The organism is Aliiroseovarius sp. S1339 (assembly GCF_023195695.1).
Classification (GTDB): Bacteria; Pseudomonadota; Alphaproteobacteria; order Rhodobacterales; family Rhodobacteraceae; genus Aliiroseovarius.
Genome location: NZ_JALPQG010000001.1, coordinates 176,339 through 196,351, shown reverse-complemented (window position 1 = coordinate 196,351; position 20,013 = coordinate 176,339). Strand labels below are relative to the sequence as shown.

Sequence of the window (20,013 nt, the reverse complement as noted above, 5' to 3'; positions counted from 1 at the left end):
ATGATGATGGACGCACCGCCGCTCTACTTATACGCCTTTGAACAAAGGAAACCACGGCATACAGCTAATAAAACTACTCTTCATGACCGCCGTCTTCACCGCACTGTCAAAACTCAGTGGACAGGAACATGTCGAAGGAAGTCGACATTTATAAACAAAAGTCGAGTAAGCGATAGTTGTTACGATTGATCAGCGCGAAAGCCGCATGACAATCGGCTAGAATTTAGTGGCTGGGACCCAATGGGTATACAGGGGTAGGGGCAGGGCCGAGCATGCAGTAGCCCCGTCAAGCACCGCCGTTTGACAACATGGGCGTTAGCCCAAACCTGTCCTAATCTGAATTGTTAAGATATTGCGAAAATGCTTTCTCTATCGGAACCTAAAGCCGAGCGGCTTGATTGCACGCATCGTCTTCCAGCTTCACATTAAGCTTACGGCAATTGCTCCATTGATTACCACCCCAGACACGAGAAAGAACTCACTTGCGCTCCCCGAGAATCTCTTTAAGCAAAATAATAGCCAGATCAAAGCGTACGCTGAAAATACGTATATCCTTGGTCCGTAAAATAGATCCTGCCAATGATTTGGATCACCCGCATAGTTCTCAAAGTACTTTGAGTGAGTGTCAATTAGCGGCTTGGATAAAATAATTACTAAAAAAGTGAAATTACCAAAAAATATGACTCCTCTAAATCTCGACCCGATTCCATCTTCCAAATGAGATCGGCCGCGAACAAGCGCTCTGACAATAAAAAAAGTAATCAGCAAACTAAGAAAGTTCACAAGATCAAAAATTGTAGCACCTAAACCTTGATAGCGAGAGAAATAGTAGGACGCAGAGTTCGATATTCGAGCGACACTTGATGCGTCATACCTGAACAATGTCGCAAAGGACAAAATGCATATCGGTGCAACAAGAAAAGCTGCCCATACCATACGCGCCATTGAATCGGACCCAGATGAAAAATTCAACTCAAGAGGATTCTTTCGCGAAGTCAAACGTGGGAATACAACCAACCGCTCTCGTTGTAGTAGTGTACGTTGATGGTTTCCAAACTCAATCTGAACGGAGCCAAACATTGAGAGGAAAAAAACAAGAACAACACCTGACACCATTAGAAAATCCCGGTATGAAATTCCTACGCCAAGAAATGGCAAGCGTAAATTTGAATCGGCCACACTCGGCTCAAGAACCGCTCGTGCGTGAGTGTTCGCGACGGACCAAATGTCTGCTTGGCGGGGCAAATCTGGGAGTGTTTCATAAAACAACGACAGGATGCTCTGACGAAATAGAAATTCGTCAATTTTTTGAGCGATGTCGTCGTCGTTTGCCAGTTCAAAGTCACCCACGCCAGAGCCGGAAACGCCAGAGAATGGAGAGGTTTCATACACAATCCAGTTGGCTATAGCCGTGTGACTTTCCTCGCCCCTTCTAAGCATTGAGATGATCGTCTCAGCTTTCCATTCGAAATGTGATGACCTGATGTCGCCGATTTCCATTCCGATTTCTTTCAGTGCGGTTGCATAGCGCTCACCTAACTGTTGCGAAGAAATGGATTCATCAAAGAGCGATTCAGAATTTACAGTGTTTAGTGCTCGGATAATTTCCCGAAGATGATTACTTGGATCAATTTCATTAATGTCATTCCAACCGGGATGACTGAAAAGGCTTGCTTGGCATTCTCCGCGTGCTCTTTGGTCCATGAAAGAAAATCGGATTTCGATATCACCATTTCGATCAAAGTAGCTTGCGCGAGAGAAATTCTCCCAATGCGGAAACGAATCTGAATCCCAAAAGAAGATGTTGCTTGCTAGAACGCAGGTGGCAAAAGGGACTTTGTCATCGAATGCTTGGGTACGCGATATCACGCCGGGGGCAAACTTTGAAAATTCAAATATGTCCTCTGAGAGCTGTCTTTTTATCCCTGCAATGCTGTTGAAGGAGAATATGCAGAGAACGATGAAGATCATGATCAACACTACAGCAACGGCTGAACGTCCAGTTGTCTTTGCCAGTTCTTCATGTACCGCCATGATTGCTTAAAAACTCCATTCGTGCTGGCGTAGAGCAAGGTGAAAACTGTGACCACCGATCGCCTTTGCTCCTAAATTCTGCGACTTGTCATTTTTTCTACAACCCTGCAAGTGGATGGACTCCCAAACTCACACCAAATCTTTAGTGTTTCGCGTGGGATGTGGCAACTGAGACTAGGTATGCCTGCAACCAACTTCCTAAAAGCGTTGAGCGATATAGTCCTGAGCCTGCCCGCCCTTCAACTCTACTGTTGCAGCCACAGAACGGATGTAGAATCTCTCTTCGTTTCCATCCTTCAAGTAAACGGGTGATCGTGCGGGTTGGCACTCGACGACAAGCACTCGCTTGTCGTCATACTCGTCGAAATGCGGATGGATGTAGAGCATGTGTTTGGCTCCAATTCGATCTTTGATCAGGTTGTTCATGTGAAGGTACATTTGGTCTTCATTCTTGAACGAGTCCGTTTCAATGCCGAGCGCCTCGCCGTCGTCCTTCACGCCCACAATCAGGGTCCCGCCACCTTTGGAGTTGAGAAAACCGACGATAGTTTTGAGGACAGAATTCTCCATCCTTACATCATTGTCGCCCGTGTGCATGTTTCGACGTAGCGTGGACTTGAATTCCGTCGTTCCGTTTTCACCTTCGGCTATCAGCTCTGCAATATCCCTCGAATCCTCGGCGGCCTGTCCCATTGTCCCTTTCTCGAAGCGGGAGAATGCGTCTTGAACAACGGCGGCAATCTTCTCTCGACGTTCACGAAGGAAATCTTCATAGATCATTTCGGGCCATCCATCTGGCAGAGCGTGCCAATAATACATCCGCTCCAAGTCCTTCTTTGAAAAGCGGCTTTCAAAATCAGGCAGGTAGTCGGCAGGGGGGGCGTCACTGATTTTGTTGTTGTCGCCCCATTCTACGAGAGCATAATTTGCGATTTGGTTCTTCTGTGTCGTGGTCTGCCGTCCTATTGAGTCGAGGTAGGCGCGTGGAAACAAATGATGGCGCTCAATTGGTGAACGTGGCTCTTTGGTGGATGTATCGAGCAATTCCGCAACCTTCTGTTCAGAGAACAGCACGTTTGCGTCAAGAATTGTCAGTGATGCGAAATAGGCGAACATCGACGGACTTCGGGCCGACGACGTCGCAAGTTCAGTGGGCAGCGTGATTTTCCAGTAGTCATTTGTTGTGATTGCACCACAAATCTGGTCGAGCACGGTTTTGAACTGTTCCTTGTTTTCAACTTCGCGCAGCTTGGCGAGATCAGCTTCCATCTTAGATTCTGGCGAACTGGTAAAGCGACCGGTCATCCCGGTTACAAAAAACCACTTTGCAATCAAGCGGCGAAGCTCTGGCTCTTCGAATTTCAGTTCTGTCCGACCGAGCAAGTAAAGGATGTACGCAAACAATACGGCGTTCTGCGAACTGATCATTTTATGGCTCTTGTAGCCAGCAAACCGAATTGCTTTCAGAAAGTCATGCCAGTATTGAAGATTCAGGACGCGTGATTGCGCATCCTTGAGCTTAGAAAACTGTTCTTCTCGCCGCTCGTCGCTAAATTCTTCGGTTTCCAAATCCTTGCCACGCAGGATTGAATACACGTACTGCAATCTCGCGCGCCGGAAAGCGACTCCGACCGAAACACGTAAGAGTTGGTCGGGATCGGGCTGCATCAGGTAGTTAAAGGGTGACGCAGTTGAGGTTGAAGGCAGGCGTGCATCACGACAGAACTTTTCAAGTTCGGCCCGTCCTTCATCCCAAAAGACGGACATGAGCGTCAGAATAAAGTCTGCCTGATTGAGCTTCTTTCCCTCGGAGTTTATTCGAACGAAAACCTCGGAAACTTGTTCTTCGTTGACGTTGGCTGTTAGTTCCAAAGCAGTGAACGGATAGGTGCTCAACTTTTCTAACCGGTTCAAAGCAGAACGCGCTTTTTTGCGATCTTCATCGGAAAGCTCTTGAACCTCGGCTAGACGCGCAAAATACTCGTCCTTAACATCATCGAAATCCGCTTTCTTGTCCCAGATCACAGAAATATTGGGTAGGAATTGGCGGTTATTGTGCGTCGTGGCGTCGGCCACTTCGAATTTCTCTTGCAGCGGATTGAAGCTGATTTCGATCCGCTCAGCGTCATACCCTTCACGAATAACTGGCGTGCCGGTCATGACGGCGTAGAGCGAAGTCAGTCGCTGTTGCCCGTCAACGACCAAGAGGCGTGGCGTCTTCTGTTTGCCGTCGGTTCCAATTGTCCGAGCGCCTTCGACAACGGACGGTTCCCAGAAAAGGAAGAATCCGACGGGGAAGCCACGATACATGGAGTCGAACAAGTTGCGTACTTTGGCGTTTTTCCAAACAAACGGGCGCTGCAATTCTGGTAGGGCAATGTCACCAATCTTGATGTCCGAGATCAGGCCGGACAGATCGTAGTCAATCTTCTTGTAGACAGTCTTGCTCATGCTCGAAACCTCGGGAACACTGGGGCGCTGTTAGCGTCTTCGTTGGGATTTGAAACACCCTAACGCGTCGCAACATCGGTCTTCAACGTGCAATCGATACGGGAGGGCGGAAACCTGATGGAAACCCAAGGTGTTGGCGATTACGAATCTGGCGGCGCGTTCGTCGGTCGTGTAGACAGATGGAAAACAGTAAGGGGCAGTGCATGACCGAGTTGAGTTTCAAGGGCAAAGAGTTCGTCTACAACCACCATCTTTCGGTGCCGTTCCACCCGTTGGTGCCGCATCCTGAGAAGGGGATCGGCGACGTTGCCTTTGACGGCAACCTGATCATCCAAGGGGACAACCTCAAGGCGCTGAAAGCGCTCATGCCCATGTATGCGGGCAAGGTGGACTGCATCTTCATCGACCCACCCTACAACACTGGCAACGAGGGTTGGGCCTACAACGACAACGTCAACGCCCCGATGATCAAGGAATGGCTGGACTCCAATCCCATTGGGATTGATGACGGCCTTCGCCACGACAAGTGGTGTGCAATGATGTGGCCTAGGCTGAAACTGCTCTTTGATTTGTTGGCAGACGATGGCGTAATGCTTGTCTGCATTGATGATAATGAACTCTATCGCCTACGGATGATGCTCGACGAGATTTCTGGCAATACTGACAATTGGATCGGGACAATTGTTTGGAAAAACGTCACGGATAACAATCCGACGCGCATCGCTATCGAGCACGAATACATTGTTTGCTTTGCTAAGCAGAAAGAGAATGTGGAGAAGGTTTGGAAGTCGCGCCTTTCAGACGTAAAGGACATTCTTATCGAGGTTGGCGATGACCTTTCTGAGAAATTCAAGGATAACGACGAATTGCAGGCGGCTTACACTTCTTGGTTCCGCGAACACAAGAAGGAGCTATGGCCGTTGGATCGCTACAAATACATCGACCACGGCGGGGTCTATACAGGCAGCCAAAGTGTGCATAACCCCGGCAAGGAAGGCTACCGATACGACGTAATACACCCCAACTCGGGCCAACCATGCAAAGAACCTTTGATGGGTTACCGCTTCCCTGAGGAAACGATGAAAGACCTATTGAAAGCGGAAAAAATACTGTTTGGTGAGGATCACACTAAGATCATTGAATTGAAGGTCTATGCCAAAGATTATTTATCCAAACTACCGAGCGTCATCGAACTAGATGGGCGCGTGGCTGCGTACGAATTGCGCGAAATTTTCCCGGACCAGAAGAAAGCATTTGACCACCCGAAGCCAACCCAACTCGTTGATCAGTTACTGTCCTTTGTTGCCACCCCAAACGCCATAGTCCTAGACAGTTTTGCCGGATCGGGAACAACCGCGCATTCTGTGTTGAAACTAAATCAAGCCGACGAGGGCAATCGGCGATTTGTCTTGGTCGAAATGGAAGAATACGCCGAAGACCTCACAAGCGAACGGGTCCGTCGTGTGATCAATGGTGTCAAAAGTGCGCAGTCAGATGAATTGAAGAATGGGTACGATGCTAAATTCACCTACTGTACCCTTGGCGACGCAATCGAAATGGACACTATCCTGACCGGCCAGAACCTACCTGCTTACGATCAGCTTGGAGCGCTTCTGTTTCACATGGCGACCAACCACCCGCTTGACCCGAGTGGAGTAGATCAGGAAGCAAGATATCTGGGTGAAAGCGAAGACCTCCACGTTTGGCTGATCTACCAAGACGATCTGGATTGGCTGAAATCTCAAGAAGCGGCGTTGACTTTGTCCTTCGCCCGCGAGATCGCAGGCGCGAAACCCGATAAGCCGCATCTTGTTTTCGCACCGGCGCGCTTTGTTAGTCAGAAGCTGTTGAATGACGAGAGGCTGCAAGTCGAATTCGCGCCGCTGCCCTTTGCACTCTACCGGGTTGAGCGGGACTGATGCGGGAGCTTGAATACCAGACGCGGGTACTCGACACTTTCAACGCCTATTTGGATGTATTGAAAGACCGGAAGACCAAGGCCGACAAAGTTGCAGCCTTGCTGGCTGCGGACCCTGATCTTGACGTTGCGCCTCAGGACTTTGCCAAGAAGGCTTGGGAGGACATGAAGGCGGCAGGCAAGCTGCCCCATTCCCGCGCCGCAATCCCGTTCTCAGAGCGCTTTGACGGCTGTGAGCGCCCCGTTCCGAACGTGACATTCAAAGTGCCAACTGCCGGGGGCAAAACGTTCATTGCCGCAAACGCTGTATCGCGTGTCTTGGGGCGCTATCTGAGCCAGAACACAGGTTTCGTTTTGTGGATCGTGCCTAACGACGCCATTTACACCCAGACGCTCAAAAGTTTGAAGAACAGGCAACACCCTTATCGCCAGACACTGGACCGGGCGGCGGCGGGACGGGTGCGCATTCTTGAAAAGACTGACCGGCTGGACGTGCGGGACGTGGAAGAGAACCTCTGCATCATGGTCCTGATGCTGCAATCAGCTAACCGCGAGACGCAGGACAGTTTGAAGATGTTCCGGGACCGTGGCGACGTGCATGGCTTCACGCCACCCGAAGGGGATCAGGCCGCGCATGAGGCGCTGGTAGCGACGATACCGAACCTCTCGATCTATGACCAAGGCGACGGCATGGCCGCGTGGGCGATGATCAAGGACTCGCTGGGAAACGCACTCCGGATCATCCGGCCCGTTGTGATTCTTGACGAAGGTCAGAAGGCAATCTCTGACCTCGCTTTCAAGACGCTCTACGACTTCAACCCATCCATCGTGATTGAACTGTCCGCCACGCCGATTGACGTGCGCGAACGCGGTGGGGCGGCTCCACGCCCTGCGCGTTATGCGAACCTCTTGGTTGAGGTGACCGGGCGCGAGATTGACCGCGAAGGCATGATCAAGATGCCTTTGAACCTTGAGACGAAGCCGGGGGCGGATTGGCATACGCCGCTGAACGCTTCGTTGACCAAGTTGAACCAGTTGCAAGCGGAAGCGGCGGTCTATCACGCGGAAAGTGGGCGCTACATTAGGCCAATCATGTTGGTACAGGTTGAACGCACCGGTGCGGATCAACGTGAGTCCGGCTTCATCCATGCGCAAGACGTTCGCGATTGGCTATTGAACGCCGGGTTGGATGAAGCTGAAATTGCGATCAAGACGGCGGAACAGAATGATCTGAACCAGCCTGAGAACTTAGACCTTCTTTCGCCGCACAACCGGGTGCGCGTGATCATCACAAAGCAGGCGCTGCAAGAGGGATGGGATTGCCCTTTCGCTTATGTCCTGTGCTCACTGGCGGCAAGTTCCAACCTGAACGCCATGACGCAACTTGTAGGACGCATTCTACGCCAGCCGCACGCCTTGAAGACTGGCGTGGACGCGCTGGACGAAGGCTATGTCATTGCGCACCACCCGACGACCGGTGACGTGGTCAAGGCGATCAAAGACGGTTTGGAAAAAGACGGGCTTGGCGATCTGGTGCTTCATGTCAGCGGTTCAGACGCACCGGGAAGTGAACGAAAGGTGCGTCAACTGCCCAGACGCGAGAAGTTTGCGAAGACAGATATCTATCTGCCGAAGGTTCTGTTTGTGGACGGAGACGAGGTGCGAGACCTCGACTATGAAACCGACATATTGGCGGAAATCGACTGGTCCGGCTTTGACGCAGTTGCGTTGGCCGCGAAGATACCAGAGAACGCCCAAGCGGCGGAGGCGCAGGTTCAGCGCATTGAATTGAGTGACGGCGAGACGCCCATTGAAGCGCGGCGTGTGTCACGAAGCATCGCCACATCTGATTTTGACCCTTCTTTCGCCGTTCGGATACTGTCGGACCTTGTTCCCAATCCATTCGTTTGCCGAAAGGTCATTGCCGATTTGGTTGCGGCGCTTGAGGCTCGCGGATTTACACCGGAGAAGATCGGCTCGCTTGCAGCGATGATTGTGGAAGAAGCGCGCAAGGCTTTGGACGCGGAGCGTAATGCACTGTCGGAGGCGTATTTCAAGAAAGCTGTGGCTGACGGGCGCATTCAGTTTCGGCTGCGTATCGACGGGCGCAATTGGATTATGCCGTTCGAAATGGACACTTCGGAGCCGCTGAACGCCAACCAAGTTCTGGGAAGCGGTGGAGGGGCGCTTGAGAAGAGCCTGTTTGCACCCGTCTATCAAGCCGAACTTAACGGCGATGAACGGGACGTGGCGGTCTATCTGGACGCGGATGACGCCCTCGTGTGGTGGCATCGCAATGTTGCAAAGGCGCAGTACGGCTTGCAAGGATGGAAACGCAACCGCATCTTCCCCGACTTCATTTTCGCGGCGACGAAAGGTGACGGGAACCGGCGGTTGACTGTTTTGGAAACCAAGGGCGATCAACTCGACAATGCGGACACTGCCTACAAGCGGGAGGTTCTATCCGTTCTGTCCGACAACTTCGCATGGGATCAAACCCAGCCAAGTGGAGAGTTGGAACTGATCACTGACAGCGGCGAAACTGTTGCATGTACTTTGATCCTCATGAGCGAGTGGCCTGTGAAGCTTCCTGAGTATCTTGGCTCCGCCAAAAACTAACGCTTTCGACAGTGCTCTCGCATGACAGCTACGTTGATGTGCCATTTTAGAATCATCCCCTGACAAGGGAGAAAAAACGGTTCACTTCCACCGAATTGGATTCACCCGTTATTCACCCGTTCATGTGCCAAAAGGGAGATTTTCACACGATTTACGGTACTTTTTGCTAAAATCCAGAAAAATACCGCCCCGCAATTGTATCTCTACGGGATTGTTATCTATAAGAAAATTTGGCTCCGGCGGTAGGGATCGAACCTACGACCAATTGATTAACAGTCAACTGCTCTACCGCTGAGCTACGCCGGAACACGTGGGCGATATAACAAGTGCGATTCCGGGCCGCAAGAGCTATTAGCGTTTTTTCAGCCGATCCTGCGAAAATCTGCGTGGGCCTCAAGTTGCGGCTCCGCAGCAACGATTTTGCGGGTCGACAGGTCGATCAGATGGGCGAAGACATTGCGTTCTGCGGCTGGTATCAATGGGGCGGGAGTGTCGGTATAGATCGCGCGTGTTAAGGCCGGGATGGCGATCGGCCTGGCGTGGGACAGGGCCGCCAGTATGTCATTTTCGCGCGACTTGCGGTGGGCGATCAGCCAAGCCATGCGCGCGGCTGGATCTGTGATCTCCAATCCGTGTGCAGGGTAGTAGATGCGGTCGCACCGAGCGGCGAGTTTTGCGCAAGAGGCCATGAAGGCGGTCAGATCGCCGTCGGGTGGAGAAACCAGTGAGCTTGCCCAGCCCATGACGTGATCGCCCGTAAAAACAATACCTTGTGTGGCAAAGCTGAGGTGATTAGAGAAGTGGCCCGGGGTCCAGATAACTTCGATTTCAAAACCGCCGGCCTGAAAAAATTCGCCATCCGCAACGCAGATGTCCGGCGTGAACCCTGCGTCCACGCCTTCGCCGCCAGACTTCAGCCCGCGCGCGACAAGGTCTTGCATAACCGCGCTGCGCCCGGCACGGGCATTGCCGAAGGCGATTACGGGTGCACCCGTCGCCTCGGACAAATGCCGAGCCAGTGGCGAGTGGTCAAGATGGGCGTGGGTGACCAGAATTTCTGTCACACGTTCGCCCCGTGCAAGGCCCGATAGGATCGCGTCCATGTGCGCCCGATCAGCCGGGCCGGGGTCGATCACCGCCACGTCGCCTTCACCCAGAATGAAAGTGTTGGTGCCCCAATAGGTCATCGGCGACGGGTTGGGCGCGATGATCCGACGGATGCCGGGATGCAACGCCGTCATAACGCCTGCAGGCGGGCGGCCCGGAGCGCCAGTGTTGTCTGCCATTGTGGCCTCACTTCTGTCGAATCTCAGGTCACAGTAACCCCGCGCGGTCGCCGCTTGGCAAGCGCGGCGCTGCGTCATAGGGTCTGGCCATGGTTCAGTTGCCTAAAAACCGGTTTCTCGATTTTGCTTGGCTTAAGCAGTTCATGCCGCGCGGACTTTATGGGCGGGCGGCTCTGATTCTGATTGTACCCATCGTGGCCTTGCAGCTTGTCGTCTCCGTCGTGTTCATACAGCGGCATTTTAACCGGATCACCGTTCAGATGACGTCGGCGGTCGTGTTGGAGCTTGAATACCTGTTGGCCGAGGTGAATGCCTCCGCCACGCCTGCCGCCGCGGTGCAAGGTGTTGAGCAGGTGATTGCTCCGCTTGCAATGCAACTGGATTTGCCTGGCGCGCCGGTTGAGACGTCAATTCGATTGACTGATCTTACCGGACAGTGGGTTGCCAGAACACTGAGCGCAGGCTTGCCAACGCTGACGGGGGTGGATCTCAAATCTTCGCGGGCGGGCGTTGTTGTGGGCATCAATACCAAACACGGCCCAATGCGGGTGGGGTTTTCGCGCGACCGCGTGTCGGCGTCGAATCCCCACCAATTGCTGGTATTGATGGTGGCGACGGGTGTGTTGATGACGCTGATCGCCTATCTTTTCCTACGCAATCAGCTCAGGCCCATACGACGATTGGCCCGCGCCGCTGAGGCCTTCGGTAAAGGGCAGGTCGTGCCCTATAAGTTGGCTGGCGCTACCGAGGTTCGGTCGGCTGGCAAAGCGTTTCTGGATATGAGATCCCGCCTTGAGCGACAGATCGAACAGCGCACCCTGATGCTGTCTGGTGTCAGCCACGACTTGCGCACGCCGCTGACCCGCCTGCGTCTTGGACTGGCGATGATCGACGACGACAGCCGCGAAGATCTGGAACGCGATGTCGATGATATGGAGCGTCTGGTGGATCGCTTCCTGAGCTTTGCCCGCTCTGACGCGCTGGAGGATGATCCCGAACCGGTCGACCTTGCCGCGCTGACCCGCCACTTGGCTGACAATGCCGCGCGGGCCGGGCAGAACGTCACGTTGGGCGAAGTGGCTGATCCCGGCATGCGCCCGCTGCGCCGGGCTGCGTTAGAACGTGCTTTGGAGAACCTTCTGGGCAACGCGACCCGTTACGGCACCCATGCGCGCCTGTCGCTTGTCACCGGGCGCGGCGATCTGCGCTTTGTGGTCGAAGATGACGGGCCGGGCATTCCGCCTGACGCCCGCGAAGAAGCGCTGAAGCCCTTTGCGCGTCTGGATAAGGCGCGCAATCAGGACAAAGGCTCTGGCGTTGGGCTTGGATTGGCGATTGCCAGCGACATCGCACGCGGCCATGGCGGCCATTTGCGGCTGGGCGAAAGCGCCGATCTGGGCGGGTTGAAGGTTGAATTTGTATTGCCGCAATAAAACAAAGGGTGCCGCGTGCTGCCTTTGTCGTGATGGTGGTAGGCCCGGAGGGATTTGAACCCCCAACCAAAGCGTTATGAGCGCTCTGCTCTAACCGTTGAGCTACAGGCCCACTGTACTCTCATCGTGCGCCCTTGCTAGCAAACTGGCGCGTGGCGTCAAGCGAGGCGTGGACTCTTTGCCGCCCTTAAGCTATCGCAGGCGCAGTTTTTATGCAGGTCAATCGGGGGACCAGATGAGCGACGCATCGAAGGGCATCACCTATGCCGACGCAGGCGTGGATATTGACGCGGGCAACGCATTGGTTGAACGGATCAAACCCGCCGCCAAACGCACCAACCGTCCGGGCGTGATGGCGGGGCTGGGTGGCTTCGGCGCGCTGTTTGACCTGAAGGGTGCGGGCTTCACGGATCCGGTGCTGGTGTCGGCCACCGATGGCGTCGGCACCAAGCTGCGCATCGCGATTGACACAGGCAATGTGGACACGATCGGCATTGATCTTGTCGCCATGTGCGTGAATGACCTTGTGTGTCAGGGGGCCGAGCCTTTGTTCTTCCTCGATTATTTCGCCACAGGCCGTCTGAAAACCGACAAGGCCGCGCGGATCATCGAAGGTATCGCGAAAGGCTGCGAGTTGTCCGGCTGCGCGCTGATCGGTGGCGAAACCGCTGAAATGCCCGGCATGTACGAAGATGGCGATTTTGATCTGGCCGGGTTCTCGGTCGGCGCGATGGAGCGGGGCACAGACCTGCCGAAAGGCGTGCGCGAAGGCGATGTCCTTCTGGGGCTGGCCTCGGACGGCGTTCATTCAAACGGCTATTCTCTGGTGCGCAAACTGGTCGAGGTCTCGGGCCTTGGTTGGGACGCGGACTGCCCATGGGATGCGCAGGTCACGCTGGGCGAAGCATTGCTGGCCCCAACGCGCCTTTATGTGCGCCAAGCGCTGGACGCGGTGCGGGCAGGGGGCGTTCATGCGTTGGCCCATATCACCGGCGGTGGCCTGACCGAAAACCTACCACGCGTTCTGCCCGAAGGCATGGGCGCGTTGGTCGATCTGGATGCATGGGACTTGCCACCAGTATTTAAATGGCTGGCGCAAACCGGTCAGATGTCCGAGGCGGAGTTGCTGAAAACGTTCAATTCGGGGCAGGGCATGGTGCTGGTCGTCGACGCCAAACAGGCTGTCGCCCTGACCGAAAAGCTAACGCAAGCAGGCGAACGCGTCACGCAAATGGGCCGCATCCAAAGCGGTGAGGGCGTGAGCTACCTCGGCTCGCTTCTGTGAGCGACACGGGCGGGGCGCATAAGCGGGTCGCCATCCTGATTTCAGGTAGCGGCTCGAATATGGTGACGCTGGTCAAGTCGATGACCGGCGATCACCCGGCGCGGCCCTGTCTGGTTCTGTCCAATGTGCCCGACGCAGGTGGTTTGCGGAAAGCCCGCGATCTGGGCGTGCCGACCGCCGTCGTGGATCATCGTAACTTCAAAGGCGACCGGGCAGGGTTCGAGGCTGCGTTGAATACCGTGCTGGAAAGCGCCCAGCCAGATATCATCTGTCTGGCAGGCTTCATGCGCATCCTGAGCGAAACCTTCACCGCCAAATGGTCTGGGCGTTGCCTGAACATCCACCCGTCGCTATTGCCAAAATACAAAGGGCTGCACACCCATCAACGTGCCATCGACGCGGGCGACGCGGAAGGCGGCTGTTCGGTGCATGAGGTCACGGCCGAACTGGATGGCGGCCCGATCCTTGGACAAGCCCACGTGCCGATCCAGCCGGGCGACAGCGCCGACACGCTGGCCGCGCGGGTTTTGGTGCAGGAACATCTGCTCTACCCCGCCGTGCTGCACCGTTTTGCCAGCGGCGACATAACGCCGGTTCGGCTGCCCTAAGCATCACAATGCGCCCTAGGGTTTTCTTTTTCGCGCTTTCGCCTTAAACCCGTCAAAACACCCTAACGGGAACCAGAAACGAGCAGAAAGACCCTGTATGATCACGATTACCACGACCGAGGCGCTGGCTGATTTTTGCACTCGCGCCGCCACCCATCCTTATGTGACGGTCGATACCGAGTTTCTGCGCGAACGCACCTATTATTCCAAGCTTTGCCTTGTGCAGCTGGCTGTGCCCGGTGAAGCGGACGAAGATGCCGTGCTGGTTGACCCGCTGGTCGATGGGCTTTCATTGGAGCCCCTCTATGACCTGTTTCGCGACGAAAACGTGGTCAAGGTGTTCCACGCCGCCCGTCAGGATCTAGAGATTTTCTTTGTTGAGGCCGACGTCTTTCCGAAACCGCTGTTTGACACGCAAGTGGCCGCGATGGTCTGCGGGTTTGGTGATCAGGCGGGATATGAAACGCTGGTGCGCAAGATTGCAAAAGCGCCAATGGACAAGTCCAGCCGCTTTACCGACTGGTCGCGCCGCCCGCTAACCGACGCGCAGAAGACCTATGCGATCGGGGATGTGACCCATCTGCGTCAAATCTATGAGCATCTGGCTGCAGAGCTGAAGAAATCCGGGCGCGGCCCTTGGGTTGAAGAAGAATTGTCCATGCTCACTGATCCTGCGATCTATACCATTCATCCCGAAGACGCTTGGAAGCGTTTGAAAACCCGGACAAATTCCGCGCGGTTTCTGGGGATTGCCAAGGAACTTGCGCGGTTTCGTGAGGCCTATGCTCAATCGCGAAACATCCCGCGCAACCGCGTGATGAAAGACGATGCGTTGATGGAGCTTGCCTCGACCAAGCCACGCAACATGCAAGACCTTGGCCGATCCCGCCTGCTGCTGCGCGAAGCCCGCAAGGGCGAGATTGCCGAAGGCATTCTGAATGCGGTCACCGCTGGCGTCGAAATGGCGCAGGAAGATTTGCCGCAAGCGTCTGACAAGTCGCGCGACAAGTTGCAGGTGAACCCGGCACTGGCGGACCTGCTGCGTGTGCTGCTGAAAGCCCGGTGCGAACAAGAGAAGGTCGCCCAGAAACTGATAGCCTCTGCGGCGGATCTGGACGCACTGGCCGCTGGCAAACGCGATGTTCAATCGCTGCACGGCTGGCGAGCAGAAGTGTTCGGAAATGACGCGCTGCGCCTGTGTGAAGGCAAGCTTGGTTTGGCGGCAAAAGGTCAGCGTGTTGAGGTGTTTGAGGTTTAACAAACCCCCTCAATACATTGTTTTTGAACTTTAACGGCTGGATGATCGGCTGTTGCTCTCGCCCACAACGCGGATCGACCGAACACCTTGCAGCTTGGTGTTGGATACGAACTGACCGACCAGCACTTCGCGTTGTTTCGGGCGGCCAGCGTTCGTGCGATAGGGTGGCTCGCTGATGCGGAACATATAGGTCAGCACGCCATCAACCGGGCGCTCGAAGTTTTCGGGCACAAGCTCGGCATCCCAATAGCCCAGACGCGGCGGCAGGCCTTTGGCGCGGATGATCGCGCCGCCTGTGCTGCGCAAAACCTGCAATTCGACGACTTGCGTGACCAGCCCACGAAATTCCTGATCCTCAAGAAAACCACCTTCTGGGATCACCGCGACCTCTTTCACGCCATCTGACCGAAACCAGTTAACTGGGTTCAGGTTCGCAGAGCCACCACAGGCGCTTAGCCCCAAAACGAGACCGATCAATAGGGTGGGCAGGGCAAAACGGCGCAGGGTCATGGTCGCTCCTCTTCTTCTAACCAAAGGGTTAGCCCATGTGTGAAGATTTGAAAAGAGAACACTGCGCATAGGTCAGGGTCTGGACCTTTGGTGTCGTTCGCCCTAACTGAAAGGCGACGGAAAAGAAGGATCAGCCAGTATGGCCAGTGCAGCTTTTGAAGAGATTGTCGAAGATTTCGAGTTTCTGGACGATTGGGAAGACCGCTATGCCACGGTCATCGACATGGGAAAGTCGCTGCAGCCATTGGAGGACGCGTTGAAAGTGCCCGCCACCAAGGTTGAAGGTTGCGCCAGTCAGGTCTGGCTGCATCCTGAAATTGAGAACGCCACATTCCGGTTTCGCGGCGACAGTGATGCCATGATTGTGAAAGGTTTGATCGCAGTGCTGGCCGCGCTTTATAACGATGTGCCCGTGTCCGATGTTGCAAAAATCGATGCGCCGGCGGAACTTGCGCGCCTTGGGCTGAACGAACATCTTTCATCGCAGCGGTCGAACGGCGTGCGCGCGATGGTCGAACGCATTCGCCTTCACGCCGCCGAAGCTGTCTGATTACCCTAATGGCTGAAGCGCTGCGGCCAGATCGCCAAACCCGGTGAACTTCCGTTCATAACGCAACCCAATCCGCTCTGCCGCTGCTTCGGCCATGCGATCCAGATCGGGATTGTCGGTCTGCGCCAGATAGATCAGACGGGTGTAATGGCCAAAATACATGTCCCGCAATTCGGGATGGCGATCCAGGCCAAGGGGCTTGATCACGAAGCTCTCAAACCCCCGCGCCAAAAAATCGGTCAGATAGAAAACGTCGATCTCGTCTTCTGCGCGCACGGCGAAGGCGTCGTTGCCTTCAAAAAAACTGTAACAATGCGGCCCTTTGATCATTTCGATCCCCAACTCGTCACAAAGTGCGGTCAACTGCCCGCCCGTGCCGCAATCAGCATAGGCCAGAAATATCTGATCGAAATCGGACCTGTGGATCTTCACGGCTGCGCGCACCGCATCGGGGATACGGTCAGGCGTGTTGTGCAGGATCGCGGGCAGGCAGGTCAGGCTCATGTGATGCCAACCGTTCAGCCGGATAAGCGCCAGAATTTCGTTGGCCAGCGCGCCACACGCCAATATCAAAACCTTCGCCGAGGCGTCAGTTGGGGCCAGCCCATCTTGTGTCAGGCGCTCATCACTTAGTTTCATTGGCCGTTCCTGCCTGATAACGCCCTGATGCCGATGGACGCCAACATGACCAAAGGCAAAAGTGCCATCGCGACCTGCCCATCCAGCTTGCCAGAGGCAACCGCAAGGCTGGCGATCAGCACTGTTAGCCCGCCCGCCAGGATCACCAGCGTGATCAGAAAAAAGAAACGCGTTTTGCTCATCTGATTAATCTGGGGTCTGGCGTGCCAAAAGAAAAGGCCCCACCGCGCGGGCAGGGCCTTGATACGTCTTGTTCAGAAGGATCAGCCAGCCGCAAGTTGGTTGTGTTTGCGCAGCATGTAGTCTTTCGCCGTCTCAACCGCGACGGCTGCATCACGGCAATAGCTGTCCGCACCAATCGCTTTGCCAAATTCCTCATTCAGCGGCGCGCCCCCAACCAGAATGGTATAGTCGTCGCGAATGCCTTTTTCGATCATCGTGTCGATCACGACCTTCATATACGGCATCGTTGTGGTCAGCAGCGCCGACATACCCAGAATGTCCGCCTGTTCAGCCTCAAGCGCGTCAAGATAGCTGTCGACGGCATTGTTGATGCCCAGATCGACGACTTCAAAACCCGCACCTTCCATCATCATCGACACGAGGTTCTTGCCGATGTCGTGGATGTCGCCCTTCACGGTGCCAATGACCATCTTGCCCATGCGCGGCGCACCTGTCGCGATCAGAAGCGGCTTCAGAATGGCCATGCCGGCCTTCATCGCGTTGGCGGCCAACAGCACTTCGGGCACAAAAAGGATGCCATCGCGGAAATCATGCCCGACGATGGTCATGCCTGCAACAAGTGCTTCGGTCAGGACTTTGTAAGGGGCCCAGTCACGCTCTAGCAGGATGTTCACGCCTTCCGTGATCTCTTCGGCAAGGCCATCATACAGGTCGTCATGCATCTGCAGCACAAGCTCTTCATCGTTAAGCTCGCTCAGGATGATTTCGTCTTCTTGGTCGGACATAGCTGTCGTTCCCTAGTTGGAGGTTTTCTTACTTAATTTCCACATGCGACGATTTCGCACATTTGGTCTGGACCGATTGCGACACTGATTGCGCTGTGACCGACCAAATGGCAAATGAATAATTCGCTATGAAATGGTGAATTCACTTCATATGTTCCTGCTATGTCCTTATGCTGAGGCATGGTTTCAGAGCTGGACAAGAAAATCAGGGCCGAAGAGCGGCGCGGGCGCGGGGCGGTCAGCAATTGCGCCGGTCGGTTTGAACCGTATGAGCGGGTCGGGATCGACGATGGCTGGCATCAGGACATGCCGCGGGCGCGTCCCACCCATGTGGCGATTGAAAATCCGCGCAGTGTGATTACCCGCAACAGCTCACCCGATATCGCGTTTGACCGGTCGATAAACCCCTATCGGGGATGCGAACATGGCTGCATCTATTGTTTCGCGCGGCCGACCCACGCCTATCTGGGGTATTCTGCCGGACTGGATTTTGAAACGCGCCTGATCGCCCGCCCCAACGCCCCAAAACGGTTGGAACAAGAGCTGTCGCGCCCACGTTATAGTGTCGCGCCGATCGCCATTGGCACCAATACCGACCCCTATCAGCCGATCGAGGCGCGCTATCGCGTCATGCGCGGCGTGCTGGAGGTTCTGTCGCGCTTTCGCCATCCCGTCACCATCGTTACCAAAGGCACGCTGATCGAACGTGACATTGATCTGTTGGCTGAAATGGCGCAGGCGGGGCTGGCTCATGTGGGAATTTCCATCACCACGCTGGATGCAGATATTTCGCGCAGGATGGAGCCGCGCGTACCCAGCCCAAAGCGGCGGATGCAGATGATCGAACGGCTGGCGGCCGCGGGCATTCCCGTGCGTGTCATGGTCGCGCCGGTCGTGCCCGGTCTGACAGATCACGAGCTTGAGGCCATCATGTGCGCCGCGAAAGATGCAGGTGCGAACGCCGCAGATTACATTCTGCTCAGGCTGCCCGGCGAGGTGGCGGAGTTGTTTCAGGATTGGCTTCTGGAACATGTACCCGACCGTGCCGCCCGCGTGATGGGCCGGATGCGCGAGATGCGAGGGGGCGATGACTATGACGCAAGTTTTGGCGCGCGAATGGTCGGGCAGGGCGAATTTGCCGATTTGCTGCGACACCGGTTTGCGATTGTCCGAAAACGCCTTGATCTGCCGCGTGACCTTCCAAAACTGCGCAGTGATCTGTTTGCCGTGCCCCCAAAAGCCGGCGACCAGTTGTCTCTGTTCTAACGCCTTTCGATCAATAAAAAACGAGGGCTGAATCACCCTCGTTTCCAGATCGTGTCCCGTGTCGGTTAACTGCGCCTGCGGCGCGACCGGCGTTCGGGTTTGGGGCCAGCATCGTCGCCGGTGCCGTCATACGCGGACGAGAACCCGCCAAGTGCTGTTGTGATCTGGTCCAATGTGGGGCGCGTGTCGCTGCGCGGGCGGGTCTCCAGCGCCTCCCGCATGGCGCGCAGGTGTTCGGGCGTGGTGCCGCAGCAGCCACCAATGATCGTGGCACCGCAATCGCGCGCCAATACGGCATAATCCGCCATCAGTTCGGGCGTGCCGTCGTAGTGAATATGCCCGTCCACATATTTCGGGATGCCTGCGTTGCCTTTGGCAATGACCGGTCGTTCGCTGCCCTGTGCGGCAAAGCCAAGCACGGTGCGCAGCAGGTCAGACGCCCCGACACCGCAATTTGCACCGAAGGCCAGTGGCGGCTTTACCAAGGTTTCCACCAGTTTCGCCAGATCGGCCGAGGTCAGGCCCATCATGGTGCGCCCGGCGGTGTCAAAGCTCATCGTGCCGCACCACGGCATGTCGGCCAGTTCGGCCGCGCGGGCGGCGGCTTTGTATTCTTCGGGCGCCGAAATCGTTTCGACCCAAAGCACATCTGCGCCGCCTTCCTTCAAGCCCTCGGCTTGTTCATGGAACATCTCGACCGCGCTGTCGAAGGTCAGGGTGCCCATCGGCTCCATTATGTCGCCGGTTGGTCCGACCGAGCCTGCCACGACCACTTTGCGACCCGAGGCATCAGCGACCTCGCGGCCCAGTTCGGCGGCGGCTCGGTTTAATTCACGCACGCGGTTTTGTGCACCGTGCAACTTCAGGCGCGAGGCATTGCCGCCGAACGAATTGGTCAGGAAAATATCCGACCCGGCGTCCACCGCGCCCTTGTACAACGCGCGGATGTTGTCGGGCTTGTCGACATTCCAAAGCTCGGGCGCGTCGCCAGATGTCAGACCCATGTTGAACAGGGTGGTTCCGGTTGCACCGTCGGCCATCAGCCAGTCGCGTTCGGTCATAAGTTGGGTCAGCGCATCTGTCATCTGGGGTCCCCGCGAATAGAGAAACGAATTGTGCCGCTACCTGCCACGGATTGCGCGCGGGCGCAAACCCATTGCGTCCCTCTTTGGGCGGTTTGCCGTATGT

16 protein-coding genes and 2 tRNA genes are annotated in these 20,013 nt (G+C 55.5%); 8 read left to right on the top strand and 10 right to left on the bottom strand.

The window, feature by feature from the left end:
* Nucleotides 1-420 precede the first annotated feature (420 nt).
* Nucleotides 421-2,034, bottom strand: coding sequence for a hypothetical protein (locus MUY35_RS00890; RefSeq protein WP_248363103.1), 1,614 nt, complete (start codon nt 2,032-2,034; stop codon nt 421-423).
* A gap of 198 nt (nt 2,035-2,232) precedes the next feature.
* Nucleotides 2,233-4,485: a DUF262 domain-containing protein gene (locus tag MUY35_RS00885; RefSeq protein ID WP_248363101.1), complete on the bottom strand. Its 2,253-nt coding sequence runs from the start codon at nt 4,483-4,485 to the stop codon at nt 2,233-2,235.
* Nucleotides 4,486-4,688: 203 nt separating this feature from the next.
* Here MUY35_RS00885 and MUY35_RS00880 point away from each other — a divergent pair, with 203 nt between their 5' ends.
* Both MUY35_RS00880 and MUY35_RS00875 read left to right on the top strand, forming a co-directional pair.
* Complete coding sequence (locus tag MUY35_RS00880) at nt 4,689-6,404, top strand: DNA methyltransferase (protein WP_248363099.1); 1,716 nt, start codon at nt 4,689-4,691, stop codon at nt 6,402-6,404.
* Nucleotides 6,404-9,022, top strand: coding sequence for a DEAD/DEAH box helicase family protein (locus MUY35_RS00875; protein WP_248363097.1), 2,619 nt, complete (start codon nt 6,404-6,406; stop codon nt 9,020-9,022). Before MUY35_RS00880 ends, MUY35_RS00875 begins: the two co-directional genes overlap by 1 nt.
* A 231-nt stretch (nt 9,023-9,253) precedes the next feature.
* Here the strand turns inward: MUY35_RS00875 and MUY35_RS00870 are convergent.
* A tRNA-Asn gene (locus MUY35_RS00870) sits at nt 9,254-9,328 on the bottom strand.
* A 56-nt stretch (nt 9,329-9,384) separates the two neighbouring features.
* Nucleotides 9,385-10,308, bottom strand: coding sequence for an MBL fold metallo-hydrolase (locus MUY35_RS00865; protein ID WP_248363095.1), 924 nt, complete (start codon nt 10,306-10,308; stop codon nt 9,385-9,387).
* Nucleotides 10,309-10,397: 89 nt separating this feature from the next.
* On the opposite strand from MUY35_RS00865, the gene MUY35_RS00860 reads away from it, so the two are divergent.
* Nucleotides 10,398-11,741 (top strand): ATP-binding protein, encoded by a 1,344-nt coding sequence (locus MUY35_RS00860; RefSeq protein WP_248363093.1) that lies wholly within the window; start codon nt 10,398-10,400, stop codon nt 11,739-11,741.
* A gap of 36 nt (nt 11,742-11,777) precedes the next feature.
* Here the strand turns inward: MUY35_RS00860 and MUY35_RS00855 are convergent.
* Nucleotides 11,778-11,853 (bottom strand) — tRNA-Ile (locus tag MUY35_RS00855).
* A 123-nt stretch (nt 11,854-11,976) separates the two neighbouring features.
* Here MUY35_RS00855 and purM point away from each other — a divergent pair.
* The 3 genes from purM to rnd all read left to right on the top strand — a co-directional run bounded on the left by purM (nt 11,977) and on the right by rnd (nt 14,892).
* Nucleotides 11,977-13,026 carry a phosphoribosylformylglycinamidine cyclo-ligase gene (gene purM, locus MUY35_RS00850; RefSeq protein WP_248363091.1) on the top strand — a complete coding sequence of 350 codons (1,050 nt, stop codon included), beginning with the start codon at nt 11,977-11,979 and terminating at the stop codon, nt 13,024-13,026.
* Nucleotides 13,023-13,634 (top strand): phosphoribosylglycinamide formyltransferase, encoded by a 612-nt coding sequence (gene purN / locus MUY35_RS00845; RefSeq protein ID WP_348984488.1) that lies wholly within the window; start codon nt 13,023-13,025, stop codon nt 13,632-13,634. Before purM ends, purN begins: the two co-directional genes overlap by 4 nt.
* A gap of 97 nt (nt 13,635-13,731) precedes the next feature.
* The gene (rnd, locus tag MUY35_RS00840) at nt 13,732-14,892 is read left to right on the top strand and encodes a ribonuclease D (RefSeq protein WP_248363089.1); all 1,161 of its coding nucleotides are present in this window, start codon (nt 13,732-13,734) and stop codon (nt 14,890-14,892) included.
* A 30-nt stretch (nt 14,893-14,922) separates the two neighbouring features.
* Here rnd and MUY35_RS00835 read toward each other — a convergent pair whose 3' ends face one another.
* The gene (locus MUY35_RS00835) at nt 14,923-15,402 is read right to left on the bottom strand and encodes a hypothetical protein (RefSeq protein ID WP_248363087.1); all 480 of its coding nucleotides are present in this window, start codon (nt 15,400-15,402) and stop codon (nt 14,923-14,925) included.
* A gap of 139 nt (nt 15,403-15,541) precedes the next feature.
* Between MUY35_RS00835 and MUY35_RS00830 the strand changes: the two genes are divergently transcribed.
* The gene (locus tag MUY35_RS00830) at nt 15,542-15,952 is read left to right on the top strand and encodes a SufE family protein (protein WP_248363085.1); all 411 of its coding nucleotides are present in this window, start codon (nt 15,542-15,544) and stop codon (nt 15,950-15,952) included.
* On the opposite strand, the gene MUY35_RS00825 is transcribed toward MUY35_RS00830, so the two are convergent.
* From MUY35_RS00825 to MUY35_RS00815, 3 genes are all read right to left on the bottom strand, one after another.
* A complete protein-coding gene (locus MUY35_RS00825) occupies nt 15,953-16,591 on the bottom strand; it encodes a DUF1638 domain-containing protein (RefSeq protein WP_248363083.1) in 639 nt (212 codons plus the stop codon).
* Entirely contained in the window at nt 16,588-16,773 is a 186-nt protein-coding gene (locus MUY35_RS00820) for a hypothetical protein (protein ID WP_248363081.1), read from the bottom strand. The genes MUY35_RS00825 and MUY35_RS00820 overlap by 4 nt, the downstream gene beginning before the upstream one ends.
* Before the next feature lie 81 nt (nt 16,774-16,854).
* The gene (locus MUY35_RS00815) at nt 16,855-17,559 is read right to left on the bottom strand and encodes a B12-binding domain-containing protein (protein WP_248363079.1); all 705 of its coding nucleotides are present in this window, start codon (nt 17,557-17,559) and stop codon (nt 16,855-16,857) included.
* Between the two features lie 180 nt (nt 17,560-17,739).
* Here MUY35_RS00815 and MUY35_RS00810 point away from each other — a divergent pair, with 180 nt between their 5' ends.
* A complete protein-coding gene (locus tag MUY35_RS00810; protein ID WP_248363077.1) occupies nt 17,740-18,825 on the top strand; it encodes a PA0069 family radical SAM protein in 1,086 nt (361 codons plus the stop codon).
* Nucleotides 18,826-18,890: 65 nt separating this feature from the next.
* On the opposite strand, the gene bmt is transcribed toward MUY35_RS00810, so the two are convergent.
* Entirely contained in the window at nt 18,891-19,910 is a 1,020-nt protein-coding gene (bmt, locus tag MUY35_RS00805; protein WP_248363075.1) for a betaine--homocysteine S-methyltransferase, read from the bottom strand.
* Nucleotides 19,911-20,013 lie beyond the last annotated feature (103 nt).